Raw genomic sequence first — 13452 nt, forward strand, 5'->3', positions numbered from 1 at the left:
TAATATTTAACCATTGTGCATGCGATTCTAAAACCTATTGATTATTTACCAATCGAATGTAGTGTTTAATATTCTCTTTATATCTTTTGCAGGTGGCAAATATTCGTTGCGGAAATTCATAATCATCAATTAGATTTTCGGGACTACTTGTTAAGCTTTCAACAGCTGCGATATCTAGTTCATATCCTATGTTAACTTTATTTATCCCTAGAGAACAAGCCTCCTGTAGTTGTTCGTCACCGGCAGCAGAACCTCCATGGAGCACTAAAGGGATATCAACTTTTTCTTTTATAACTTTCAATCTTTTAAAATCTATTTCCACTTTGCTTTCTTCGTACAGACCATGTACTATAACCACTGCCAAAGCATCAATATTTGTTTCATTAATAAATTTTATTGCAAGGTTAGGATCGACAAGGGCTTTATCATTATACTTGCCATCGGGATCAATTCCTCCTAATTCTGCTTCCACTGAAACATCTAAGCTATGTGCAATTTTTACTAACTCCTTTATCTCTTTTACATTGTCTTCATAACTGGGAGAAAACCTATCAACCATTATAGAACTAAAATTGGCATGTATCGCTCTCATACAACCTTTAAAAGTTTTTCCATGGTCTAGATGAAGAGAAACTGGTATATTGGATTTTTGTGCGGCAATCTTTGCTACTTCTGTAAACTCATAAATATCTACATATTTTTGCAGATTTTCATCATAGGCTAAAATTATGGGGGACTTTTCTTCATTCGCAGCCTCAATGGCCGCATTCACCATTTCTAAGCTAAAAACATTCGGGGATAAAACTGCAGAGTTTTCTATTTTTTGCCTTCTTTAAGATTTTGTCAGTCGAAACTAACATTTTCATCACCTCCATTGATCACTTCAATCCAAAAACAATAAATACAACTGAATACTTACGTAAAATCTACCAAATTGTCAGCTCGTTGTTGCATATATCATCAGCAAGATTCTTTATGTCTTCACTCAGTCCTCTATCTTTATCGATGTATTTCACTTTTTCCCTTATTAACCTATATGCCTCTTTTGTCCCCTTTCCCATCTCCTTTCCTTTATTTTCTTTTAGCCGCAAATCTATTGCTTGTGCTGCGCACAGGAGCTCAATAGCTAAAACGTTTCTCGTGTTTTCAACTATTCTTCTTGCTTTTCTTGCTGCAATGGTACCCATGCTTACATGGTCTTCCTGGTTTGCTGAAGATGGGATAGAATCTACGCTTGCCGGAGTTGCAAGGGTTTTATTTTCCGATACCAGTGATGCTGCAGTATATTGAGCTATCATAAGGCCTGAATTTAAGCCGCCATTGTCTACCAAGAATGCAGGCAGTCCCTCGTTTAGGCTAGGATTTACAAGGCGCTCAATCCGACGTTCCGCAATGCTTGCAAGCTCCGAAACCGCTATCCCCATATAATCCATGTTTATAGCTATGGGCTCCCCATGGAAATTGCCGCCGGAAATAACCACATCGCTTTCAGGGAAAATTAAGGGATTATCTGTTGCCGAATTCATTTCAATTTCAACTATCTCTTTAATATGTTCTAATGCGTCTCTTACGGCACCATGCACCTGCGGAATACATCTTAGTGTATATGCGTCTTGCACTTTTGGATTACCTTGATGTGTTACAAATTGGCTTCCTTCTAAAAGTTTTCTCATGTTTCTTGCGCATTCTATCTGCCCTTTGTGAGGTCTTACTAAATTAACATTTTCGTCAAAGGCATCTATCACACCATTTAAAGCTTCAAAAGTCAGTGCCGCAGATATATCAGCAATTCTTGACAAATTTATTGCTTCAGCAAGAGCTAGGCTTCCTATAGCCGTCATGGCTTGTGTACCGTTTATAAGGGCAAGTCCTTCCTTTGCTTCAAGCGTTACAGGCATTATTCCTGCCAGCTGCATAGCTTCTTTACCCGGCATAACTCTTCCTTTGTATAAAGCCTCACCCTCACCTATCATAACGAGAACCATATGGGCTAAGGGAACCAAGTCTCCGCTGGCTCCTAGAGAGCCTTGCGATGGAACCCTGGGAATTACTCCTTTATTTAACATATCGATAAGGGTTTGAAGTGTAGAATATCTTATTCCCGAATATCCTTTGGCAAGCGCATTTGCCCTAAGCAGCATCATAGCTCTTACCGCATCTTCGGAAAGATACTCGCCAACTCCGGCTGAGTGGCTTCGAATTAAGTTAACCTGCAGATCGCGGGTATCTTGAGATGAAATATTTACATTGCAAAACTTTCCAAAACCGGTAGTTACGCCATATACCACCTCATTATTTTCAATGATTTTGTTTACATATTCTCTTGATACTTCAACTTTTTCTTTTGATATCGAAGATAGCTCAATTGATTCTTTTTCAACTGCAACTTTTATAATATCTTCCAGCCTCAAACTTTCTCCGTCTATTATCAACACCATCACCTCAAGTTTTTGTTAAATATGCAGCATATGGATAATTACTATTACCACTAGCCATTTCGCTATAAGCCGATTTTGCGATAAAGTAGTTATTATGCTTTTTGCAAGATTTTTTAATTTGTTATGTTATATACTATATTCAACATCTTAACTTTAATTCCTTCGCAAAAAACTATAATTTACCGGATTTTTTTGTTTCTTCCTAATTTTCTGTATTAACGTATTAACGCTTTAATATGTTAAACAAAACTCAACAGTTAATTGACAAAACCTCTCTGAGCGTTATAATTTAAATAAATCAAGAAGTCAAAGGAGTTTTGTAAAATGGGCATTGACAATATAATCTATGATTCCATCTTGGAAACTATCGGAATGACTCCTATGGTAAAATTAAGCAAGCTTTCCCCTGAAAAAGGAGCAAGCATAGCAGCTAAGATTGAGTCTTTTAATCCGGGAGGCAGCATAAAAGATCGTATTGCCCTTTCTATGATAAATGATGCTGAAGATAAAGGACTTCTTAAAACCGGTTCCACGGTCATAGAGCCTACCAGCGGCAATACCGGAATAGGCCTTGCCGTGGTGTGTGCAGTAAAAGGATACCGGCTTATTTTAGTTATGCCTGCATCTATGAGCATTGAACGAAGAAAGCTTTTAAAGGCGTATGGCGCCGAGTTCATACTTACGCCTCCTGAAGAAGGCATGGATGGTGCAATAAGAAAGGCTGAAGAACTTGCAAAAACCAATGGATACTTTATGCCGATGCAGTTTGACAACCCTGTCAATTCTTTCGCTCATGAAGTAACTACAGCAAAGGAAATTTTGAATCAGACAAAGGGCAAACTAGATGCATTTGTTGCAACAGTCGGGACAGGCGGTACATTTACCGGAGTTGCAAGAAAATTAAAGGCCGAATTGCCTAATATAAAAGCAATTGCAGTGGAGCCGGCATCTTCTGCTGTTTTATCCGGAGGTGCGGCGGGTCCTCATAAGATTCAGGGCATTGGTGCAGGGTTTATTCCAAAAGTTTTGGATGTTGATTTAATTGATGAAATTATCACTGTCACAGATGAAGATGCCTACGAAATGACACGAAAGCTTTCCACTATAGAAGGAATCCTTGCCGGCATTTCATCAGGAGCCGCGGTGTGGGCAGCGCAAAAAATTGCAGCGGATTTAGAGCCGAGTAAACTAGTAGTAACTATACTTCCTGATACCGGAGAGCGATATCTAAGCACGGAAGGTCTATTCCCTGAGTATTAGAATCTTAAATCCACCTTAGCGAATATTAAGGTGGATTTATTTGTTTGATTATTGTAAAATATATTAGGAAAAGGAGGCTATTTAAGGTATGCTGGATAATTCAAGCAAAGTTAATTTGTATGAACAGCTAAAGTTAGCGATAAAAAATGACATTTTAAATGGAATTTACAAAGAAGGAGACAGACTCCCAAACGAAAAGCAGCTGTGCGAGCAATACGGCGTAAGCCGAATAACCGTAAGAAGGGCAATAAAGGAGCTTGTCAAAGAAGGGCTTATTGAAGTAAAACACGGCAAGGGAACTTTTGTAAGCAAGGAAAAGCTGAGCATAAAGATATTAGATCTGGGAGGTTATGCGGAAAATTTAGTAAGCAAAAATCGTTCTTTCTTATCAAAGGTTTTAGAAAAAAAATTAATTAACGCAGATGACCACCTGTGTAATATATTTAAAATGAAAACTAGGGGAAACTCTAAGGTATTAGAACTTACGCGTCTTATAATAGATGAAGGAGAGCCGCTAGGTATCGATATTGCTTATTTTCCTCTTAATATTTATCCCGGTATATATGAAAAAATCCACGACAATACCTCCACTTTCAATCTAATTCAAAAAGATTACGGAATTGTCATGGCTAAAGCATATAAGGAATTTAGCGTTGTTACCGCCCAAAGCGATTACAGCAAGCTGCTGGATTGCACGCCTAGCGAGCCTCTGTTTTTTATAAAAAAAGTAATATATGATCCTCACGAGATACCGGTTCACTATTCTTTAAACTATATGCTTGCAAGTCGAGTAAAGTATGTTATAAATGCAGACATACCTTACGAGCAAGGCGCAGAGAAAAAAGCGATTACTCAGTGATAAGGTCTATTCACTTTCCAGCTGATGAGGATACCCAAATCCCCCGTAAAAAGTGCATGTCTTTGCTGCGCATTTTGCTGCATATTTTAGCGCGGCAGCCATATCACCGCTTTGAATATAGTAGGTTAAAAATCCTGCTATAAAGCTGTCTCCGGCTCCCATTGTATCAACCACTTTCACAGGCACTATGTCCTGTTCGAACAGTTTACCTTCCTTTGAAAAAATAGCCCCTTTAGACCCCCTGGTTATTCCCACAATTTCCGTGCCAAGCATATGGCACTTATTTATAAGTTCTTTCACTTTGCTCAAGCTCATGTCTGAGCCTGACAAAAAGGCATATTTTACATGAGGGCACACTGCCTCTAAATATTTATTATCTTTCATATCAGAAAAATCAAAGGAAATATCACAGCATTTCTTAATAGCTTCAAGTTCCGGTTCCAAGCTTGAATAACAGCTTGTATGGCATATATCGAATTTTGATATATATTCCAAGTCGTTAGGCGTTATTTTTAATCTTACAACATGCTGCACAGTATCCTTTGGCCCGCCTATAAATACCCTATCTTTCTCCGGTGTAAGATTTACTCTGGGCTGACCGCTAATTCCTATCATTGTTCTGGATCTCTCATAACTTACTCCTTCCTGAGCAAGCGCCCACTTTATATGTTGTGCCTTGTCGTCATTTCCAAAAATTCCTATATAAGCACTTTCCCGGAATCCGTTGCGTTTACAGTTTACTGCCACATTCACACAGTTTCCGCCGGGATAATAAAGTCCCTGGTCTATGTAACAATCTGCTACATTATCTCCTACCGCAATCATCTTCATTTTTCATCATCCTTTCAGTGCCCCTTCAGACATTCCTCTTACAAGATGCTTTTGAAGAGCGATTAGCAAAATAATCATTGGTATGGCAGAAATTACCATTCCTGCAAGCAGGACACCCCAATTGGTTTGAAGTGCATCCCTGAAATTCATTAAACCAGATGGAATTGTTTTTAATTTATCCGAGTCTATAAAAATTATAGCAAACAAGAATTCATTCCATGCATAGTATGCAGTAAGCATAATAGTAGTGAATATTATCGGCTTTGACATAGGCATATATATTCTTGAATAAATGCCAAGCTCTGAGCACCCGTCTATTATGGCAGATTCTTCTATTTCCTTCGGAATGCTTAAAAAATAAGATCGGATAAGCAGGACAGAAAGCGGCAGTCTAAAAGTAATATACGGGAGAATGAGGCCTAATCTCGTATTATGTATTCCGAGCTTTTGCAATAAAACATAAAGAGGAATAAGGCATACCTGAGGATTCACCATCATACCTGCCGTACAAAGCATTAATGCTATATCGATTCCGCGAGATTTATACCTGCTAAGTCCGTAAGCGCATAGCGACGCGATTATGACAACTCCTGCTATTGTTGCCGCTGTGACGATTACACTGTTGACAAAGTAGCTTGATATTCCCTTTTCCCATGCAGTTGCATAATTAGAGATAAGCCACTGGCCCGGCAGGCTCCATACATTACTATATATTTCATCATAACTTTTAAAAGATGACATAATCATCCAAAAAAGAGGGTAAAGAATAATAACTGCCCAAAGTATTAGTAAAACCATAATGAAGCTGCCGCTTAATCCTAATTTTTGTCTATGTGAGCTTTTCATTTTTTTATTCGCCATTTGTTAATCCTCCTCCCCGCCGCCAAATAGCTTAAACTGTATTACAGCAAGTAACGCTGTAATTATAAATATTACTATGGCAATAGTTGAGGCATAACCCATTTTGTCTTTAAAAAAGCCGGATAAATACATATGCACGGCTAAAGTTATAGAGCTTGTGCCCGGACCCCCGCCCTTGGTCAATATATAAGGTTCGTTGAAAACCAGCATTGAGCCCGTTATTGTTATTAGGGTTGTCACAAAAATAGTTTCTTTAACCTGAGGTACGGTTATACTAAAAAAACGTCTTATTTTGCTTGCTCCGTCAATTTCTGCAGCCTCGTATAGCTCTTGAGGTATTTTTTGAATTGCTACAATAAACAGCATCATTATGTAGCCTATGCTCTGCCATTGAGATACTGCTATAACTGCATAAGGTGCTGTTTTAGACAATCCCAGCCAAGGCTTTGCTAAATGGCCTAAACCTATTAATTTTAAGAAATTGTTTAATAATCCAATTTGAGGATGGTAGATGAAGCTAAACAAAAGGCAGATTACGGAAATCGAGATAACTACCGGCATAAAATATACCACTCTAAAAAATGGGGCAATTCTTCTGAAAAGCTTATCCTCTAATATCGCAGCCAGAATCAAACCGCCAAATACCTGACATATGACAGAAATTATAGCATATCGAACATTATTTGTTAATCCTGTAACAACAACCTTATCTTTTAATAAAGCTTTAAAATTAGCTAAGCCGACAAATGTTTTTGTTGGAGAAAAAGCTGCAAAATCATATAAACTGTAAATAAAGTTTTGAATTAGCGGCAAGAAAATGAATACAAAAAGCAGAATAAAGCAGGGCAGCATAAAGAGATATGGCGTTATCTGCTTTTTAAGTTGTTTCATATATATCACTCGCTCCTTTTGTAAAAATGGGGAGAGGGAAGGCATATGTCTTCCCGTCCCGAAAAGCTCTTATTTAGCACTATTTCTCAATTTTGCAGCTTCTTGTTGCACTGACTTAATTACATCCTCGGGTGTCATCTCGCCTATAACCATTGATTGGCATCCTCTCATAAATGCATCTGCTATATTGATATTTACTGCATTGTCAAACCAGGGAACAGTTCTTGTAGCATTGAGTATTACATCGTATGCTGCTAAAGACTTATCTGATGCATTTTCCGATGTCACAGCTCCTTTAATGGCATTGAGCTGTCCGCAGTCCTTTGTAAATTTGAATGCCATTTCTTTAGAGGTGAGGAATTTTAGAAACTCTTCAGCCTCTTTTGGCGCATTTTTACTTAACATAAACCCTTCCGGTGCGCCGGTTAATGCGCGAGGATCGCCTTTTCCATTTTCAAAGGGCGGAAAATCAAAGAAGGCAAAATCTTTCATTCCTGCATCTTCCACGTATTTTATCTCTGCAAACTGCATATATATTATTGGCACTTCCCCGTTTGCAAACATATTTCTTGCAGTTTCATGATCTATTGCAGTTGCAACCTCTCCCATGTAGTCTGTAAGAGTTTTAAAGGCTTTTAATGCCGTAACATATGATGGATCGATAAATTCCCCGGTCTTTGGATTGTAGTCCTTTTCTAAAATTTGAGGATCTATTAATCTTTGATTTATCGTACCGATATAATGCGATATCGCCCAGGCATCTGACAGCCCTTCGATTATCGGGGTTTCATAGCCTGCTTTTTTTAGTTTATCAAGAATCTGTACAAATTCTTCAAAGGTTTTTGGCGGTTCTATATTATTATCCTTGAATATTTTCGTATTGTAAGCAAAAGCTTTGCCATCAATTGTAAGGGGAACTCCGTAAAGTTTGCCGTCAAAAGTAAATGCTCCAAGCTGAGATTCCAAAATATTGCTTGACCATTCCTTGTCTTGTGCAAAAAGCTCGTCTAATGGTTTAACCTTGCCTGATGATACAATATTTTCAGCAAATGAATCTGACCAGGAAGAAAATATATCAGGTAAATCTTCGTTAGAAACTAAAACACGAATTTTTTCTTTGTAGGAATCATTTAAAACACAGTCCATGTTAATTTTTACATTTGGGTGCTGTGCTTCAAACTCTGCTACTGCTTCTTTAAAGAACGTATTTCTTGGCTCATTTGGCCAGCGGTGAAAAAACTTGATTTCTACTTTTGGGCCATCGCTTTCGGCCGGTTTTGATGCTTGCTGGTTTGAACTTGTGCCGCAAGCTGCAACAGTCGCAACCATAACCAAACAAAGTGCTAAAATAATTAAACGTTTCATTGATGCGTAACCCCCTTTAAAATTTTATTAATATTCCATTTTCCACATATAGCGGCGAACAGAAAGCGGATGACCTGTGTGCTCTGCAAGCCTGTCTGCATACTGTCTCAAAACTACGCCGGCAATAAGCGGAGTAAAATAACTCTTTAAATCTTCATCTATTCCGTCCATATTAAAGTCTTTTGCATCTACTACAGTCAGTTTTTCACTGAACTTTTTAACAAAGTCGTGAGCTCTTTCGTCCAGAGGTCTTGTCTCTCCCAACCCTTTAATAAGAAGAAAAGGCACATCAAAATCTGTAACTTCAAAAGGACCATGGAAATATTCTCCTGCATGAATGGCGTTAGAATTAATCCATAGCATTTCCATTAGCAAGCAGCTTGTAAATGAATATGCAACACCGTAATTAGGACCGCTAGCCATAGTATATATAAGTTTTTCTCTCTTATATTTCTTGCCGAACTCATCTGCCGCATCAAAGGTCATTTCCTTATTGACATCAGATAATTTTTGCAAATTATCTATCGAGCCGATGGCCTTTTCGTATTTTTCATTTGCTGCAATTTCATTTAAAATACCAAAAATTAATCTGTAGAGCATCCCGCTATTTCCTTCTTTTGCCGTGGCTTCGACACCATAATCATAGTGAATCGGAAATTCTGCAGCTTTCCAAAGCGGTGAATCAACCACATTTGAAAAAGCTATTGTTACAGCTCCTTTTTTCCTTGCGAATTCCGCGGCTTTTGCAGTTTCAGGAGTATTGCCTGAGTGCGAACACAAAATTACAACACTGCCTTTACCTAGTGCTTTCGGTTCCCTGTGAACAAATTCGTTTGATGAATAAATTGCAGACGGAGTCTCTATTTCTCTATCAAATATGTAATGTGCCGGATATAAATTTGCCATAGACCCGCCGCATGCTACAAAATAAAAGTTCTTCAAATCTGTTGATTTAACTGCACGAATAGCATCGTTTAATTGTGTTACATGTTCCTGGTTCATATTTATAATTCCTCCCTGACGAAATTTTATATGACCTCATATGATGTCATGTTTAGATTATATAACTATCTTTTAAAAAAATCAATAGACTTTTTTGATTATTTTATTATTGTTAGGAGTTAAATTACTCTGTAATCGATTTTCAGGAAATTCTTTTTGTAGCTATAGCTACCGAAATTTTGTTTCAGGTATTGTATTCTAAGAATAGAAAAAACACAAAGAAAGAGGTGTTGGACAATGTTTTGTTTTCAATGTGAACAAACCGCAGGCGGCAAAGGCTGCACCAAAGTCGGGGTTTGCGGTAAAGATGCAAGCGTTGCGCAAAAGCAAGATGAACTTACTTGCGCGCTTATCGAGCTTGCAAGAGCTGCAGATGGTAAAAGCCCCGGGCCGGAAGCTGACAAATTAATGATGGAAGGATTATTTGCAACCGTTACAAATGTCAACTTTGATCCAAATAGAATCCAGGAGTTAATAGAGCTTGTAAAAACAGAAAAGGAAAAACTTGGCGGAGCTGAAGATTTTCCTCAAGATAAATTATGGGATGACGATGTAAATGCGCGTTCACCGCGGTCAACGCTGCTCTTTGGAATGCGAGGCATGGCAGCCTATGCATGGCATGCTCATATTCTCGGAAAAGAAGACAAGGATATTATAAATTGGTTTTATAAAGGAATGAAGGCGATCGGGGAAGATCATTCCACGGATGAAGCGTTAAATCTTTTGATGGAGTTTGGCAACGTAAACTTGCAGTGTATGGCGCTTTTAGATGAAGCAAATACCTCTGCTTTCGGCCACCCCGTTCCTACAACAGTTCCTATGAAGGTAGAAAAAGGACCGTTTATAATCATTACAGGCCATGACCTTCTGGACTTAAAACAGCTGCTGGAGCAGACGGAAGGAAAAGGAATTAATATATACACCCATGGCGAAATGCTGCCGGCTCACGGTTATCCTGAGCTTAAAAAATACCCTCATCTCAAGGGCAATTTTGGGACTGCTTGGCAAAATCAGCAAAGGGAATTCGACGGGGTTCCGGCTCCGATTTTATTTACAACAAATTGCCTAATGCCGCCGAAGGCAAGTTATGCAGATAGAGTTTTTACTACAGGCGTGGTGGGCTATCCCCAAACACAGCACATTAGCGAAGGTAAGAATGGTATAAAGGATTTTTCGCCTGTAATAAACAAGGCTTTGGAGCTTGGCGGATATCCTGAGGATAAAATATTTACCGGAATTAATGGCGGAACTGAAGTCATGACCGGATTTGCAAGAAATGCTGTTTTAGGTGTTGCGGACAAAGTGATAGAAGCCGTAAAGGCCGGAGATATAAAGCATATATTCTTGGTGGGCGGATGCGATGGAGCAAGGCCAGGGCGAAATTATTATACCGAGTTTGTTAAAAAGACGCCCAAGGATTCGGTGGTTCTCACCCTTGCTTGTGGTAAATACCGCTTCAATGACCTTGATTTAGGGAAAATAGGCGGTCTTCCGAGGATTATGGACATGGGTCAGTGCAATGATGCATATTCCGCTATTGTGGTAGCAACAGAACTTGCAAAAGCATTTAACTGCGGCGTAAACGATCTTCCCCTGACTCTTGTTCTATCATGGTATGAACAAAAAGCGGTATGTATTCTCCTTACGCTTTTAGCGCTTAATATCAAGAATATATATCTTGGACCTACATTGCCGGCATTCCTGTCTCAAGATGTGTTAAATGTTCTAGTAGAAAAATTTAATATTACTCCCATCAGCACCCCTGATGAAGACTTGAAGAAAATTTTAGGATAACTAAATTAAGCGCGACATCTTTGTCGCAAGAATAACACACAGGGAATAACACACGGGGACGGTTCTTTTGTGTTGTCTGACAACACAAAAGAACCGTCCCCGTGTGTTACAAAAATGACTTGACTTTAGTTAGCTGGTCTGTGTGTTCCTTCTCGAACCTTCCCCTTCACCTTCCTACCTTTCGCACCTCTCGAACCGTCCTTGCCTTTCGACAATTGCCGCACCTTTTTCGCAAATGAATAAGCAATTGTGTGAGAGATAAAAGTCACCGGGCAAGATATAGCTTCAAAGAAAATTTGTAAGATATAGCAAGCAAAGCAAGGGATAATGCACAAACTACAAGAAATGTTGTATAAATGCTGCTTGAGGTGATAAGAGATATAATAGAAGACAAGAAATTAAAATCCTGCATTTGCATCAAACTTCCTATCTTCTCGAACCCAAATGGCAGAAATATCATTACAAGAAATAATAATGTCTGGTATGTTGTCGCCTTTTCATAACCATATTTAAAAAATACAGGAAGGTAGATGGCATTGATAAAGCATATAATTGGAACAAAAAACATAAAGCTCATGTAATAAGCGCGAAAATCTTCTTTAATTAATAAACTAAACAGTAAAGAAACTACAGCAACAATAATAAGCATCGACAATAGAAATATATATTTGCTTAAAACGATTACAGATGCTTTTATCGGCAGTGTTCTTAAAAATATGTCACCCTTATCTTTATCATCGTAAAAGCAGCTCCTTATAAGCATGCTGTATGACGCAAAGCCTCCTGCAAAAATAGCGACAGAAGACGATGGTCCGCTAAGAATTAAGATAAAACAAACAAGCATTGAAATTAATAACAAATATTTTCTATTAACATAAAAGTCTTTCATAACAAGGTGTATCATATGTCAATTCTCCTTTTTTGTAAGATGAATAAGAATATCATCAAGGGTTGTTTTATCTATTACAAGCGAAGAAACATCATGACGTGATTTAAAAGATTCAATGTCTTCTACTATGCCACTAAAGCCGGTTCTTGATATCTTTATGCCCATTAAATCATCTTTATATTCTTCTATCTTCCTAACATCACCTTTAACCAGCTTCCATGAATTTAATATTTTGTCCTTTTCCTCTGAAAAAATTATTCTTCCTTCATTAATTAATGTTATATAGTCTGCAATTTTTTCTATGTCCGAGGTAATATGTGATGAAAAAAACACGCCGTGCTCTTCGTTTTGAATAAATTCCATTAGGATATCTAGTAGTTCATCTCTTATCACAGGATCTAAGCCCGAGGTTGGTTCATCTAATATAAGCAGCTCTGGTTTATGAGAAAGTGCTAGGGCTAACGCTGTTTTCATTTTTGTCCCTTTTGAAAGCTGCTTTACTATTTGTGATTTCTTTATACAAAACTTTTCAAGAAGCTCATTAAATCTCTCATCATCCCAATCTGAATAAAATTTTCCTGCAAAATTTCCCGTCCATCCCACCGTCAAATCATCGTAAAAAATTGGCTGCTCGTGCACGTACCCTATTTTGTTTTTTATTGGGATTTCGTATTTTATGTTGTCTTTTCCAAAAATATTTATTTTGCCCGAATCGCGTCTTATCATATTCATTATTAATTTTATCGTTGTGGTTTTTCCTGCGCCGTTTGCCCCGATAAATCCCATTATGTAGCCTTTTGGCAGCGTAATGTTTATATCAGACAACGCAAAACTATTAAAACGTTTGTTCAGATTTATTACTTCTAGTATATTCCCCATCAATACTCCTCCTCTAGAATTTTACGAAACATCTCTTCCAGCTCTTTTTTCAAAACTCCGTTTTTCTTAGCTTCGGTAATTGTCTTCCGCATTTGCTGCTCGATTTCAGCCCTTTGCATAGACGCAATTTTATCTGCATCATAATCAGCCACGAAACTTCCTTTGCCCGGCCGTGTAACAATAAGTTTTTGCTGTTCGAGTTCAAAATAGGCTCGCTTTGTAGTTATGACGCTTGTCTTTAAGTCTTGAGCCAACTGTCTTATTGATGGCAGGGCATCTCCAGGCGCAAGTTCACCGGTTAAGATTTTATTTTTTATACCTTCAAAAATTTGCTCATAAAGGGGTCTTGGATCATTATTAGAGATAGGTATAAACATAGTTCC

General features: G+C 38.1%; 13 protein-coding genes. 3 read left to right on the plus strand and 10 right to left on the minus strand.

Features of this window, described 5'->3' with window-relative positions; all coding sequences use genetic code 11:
• Window positions 1-34: 34 nt before the first annotated feature.
• Window positions 35-820 (minus strand): class II fructose-bisphosphate aldolase, encoded by a 786-nt coding sequence (locus BUE08_RS05900; protein ID WP_286680602.1) that lies wholly within the window; start codon window positions 818-820, stop codon window positions 35-37.
• Between the two features lie 106 nt (window positions 821-926).
• A complete protein-coding gene (gene hutH / locus BUE08_RS05905; RefSeq protein ID WP_353682091.1) occupies window positions 927-2441 on the minus strand; it encodes a histidine ammonia-lyase in 1515 nt (504 codons plus the stop codon).
• Between the two features lie 321 nt (window positions 2442-2762).
• Between hutH and cysK the strand changes: the two genes are divergently transcribed.
• Together cysK and BUE08_RS05915 are read left to right on the plus strand one after the other, a co-directional pair.
• A complete protein-coding gene (gene cysK / locus BUE08_RS05910; RefSeq protein ID WP_286680558.1) occupies window positions 2763-3698 on the plus strand; it encodes a cysteine synthase A in 936 nt (311 codons plus the stop codon).
• Window positions 3699-3786: 88 nt separating this feature from the next.
• Entirely contained in the window at window positions 3787-4557 is a 771-nt protein-coding gene (locus tag BUE08_RS05915) for a GntR family transcriptional regulator (protein ID WP_286680559.1), read from the plus strand.
• 6 nt (window positions 4558-4563) lie between these two features.
• On the opposite strand, the gene BUE08_RS05920 is transcribed toward BUE08_RS05915, so the two are convergent.
• From BUE08_RS05920 to BUE08_RS05940, 5 genes are all read right to left on the minus strand, one after another.
• Window positions 4564-5388 carry a PfkB family carbohydrate kinase gene (locus BUE08_RS05920; RefSeq protein ID WP_286680560.1) on the minus strand — a complete coding sequence of 275 codons (825 nt, stop codon included), beginning with the start codon at window positions 5386-5388 and terminating at the stop codon, window positions 4564-4566.
• Between the two features lie 6 nt (window positions 5389-5394).
• Complete coding sequence (locus BUE08_RS05925; protein ID WP_059031480.1) at window positions 5395-6249, minus strand: carbohydrate ABC transporter permease; 855 nt, start codon at window positions 6247-6249, stop codon at window positions 5395-5397.
• A 3-nt stretch (window positions 6250-6252) separates the two neighbouring features.
• Entirely contained in the window at window positions 6253-7140 is an 888-nt protein-coding gene (locus tag BUE08_RS05930; protein ID WP_273039058.1) for a carbohydrate ABC transporter permease, read from the minus strand.
• Between the two features lie 69 nt (window positions 7141-7209).
• Window positions 7210-8505 (minus strand): ABC transporter substrate-binding protein, encoded by a 1296-nt coding sequence (locus BUE08_RS05935; protein ID WP_286680561.1) that lies wholly within the window; start codon window positions 8503-8505, stop codon window positions 7210-7212.
• Between the two features lie 27 nt (window positions 8506-8532).
• Entirely contained in the window at window positions 8533-9507 is a 975-nt protein-coding gene (locus BUE08_RS05940; RefSeq protein WP_286680562.1) for an SIS domain-containing protein, read from the minus strand.
• A 237-nt stretch (window positions 9508-9744) separates the two neighbouring features.
• On the opposite strand from BUE08_RS05940, the gene hcp reads away from it, so the two are divergent.
• Window positions 9745-11301 carry a hydroxylamine reductase gene (gene hcp, locus BUE08_RS05945; protein ID WP_286680563.1) on the plus strand — a complete coding sequence of 519 codons (1557 nt, stop codon included), beginning with the start codon at window positions 9745-9747 and terminating at the stop codon, window positions 11299-11301.
• Window positions 11302-11566: 265 nt separating this feature from the next.
• Here hcp and BUE08_RS05950 read toward each other — a convergent pair whose 3' ends face one another.
• Genes BUE08_RS05950 through BUE08_RS05960 form a run of 3 tightly spaced genes read right to left on the minus strand, consistent with a single transcriptional unit; the run spans window position 11567 to window position 13446 of the window.
• A complete protein-coding gene (locus BUE08_RS05950) occupies window positions 11567-12205 on the minus strand; it encodes an ABC-2 transporter permease (protein WP_286680564.1) in 639 nt (212 codons plus the stop codon).
• Between the two features lie 3 nt (window positions 12206-12208).
• Entirely contained in the window at window positions 12209-13069 is an 861-nt protein-coding gene (locus BUE08_RS05955; protein ID WP_286680565.1) for an ABC transporter ATP-binding protein, read from the minus strand.
• Window positions 13069-13446 (minus strand): GntR family transcriptional regulator, encoded by a 378-nt coding sequence (locus BUE08_RS05960; RefSeq protein ID WP_286680566.1) that lies wholly within the window; start codon window positions 13444-13446, stop codon window positions 13069-13071. Before BUE08_RS05960 ends, BUE08_RS05955 begins: the two co-directional genes overlap by 1 nt.
• Between the last annotated feature and the right edge of the window lie 6 nt (window positions 13447-13452).

It is taken from the genome of Tepidanaerobacter sp. EBM-49, from assembly GCF_001896645.1.
Taxonomy (GTDB): Bacteria; Bacillota; Thermosediminibacteria; order Thermosediminibacterales; family Tepidanaerobacteraceae; genus Tepidanaerobacter; species Tepidanaerobacter syntrophicus.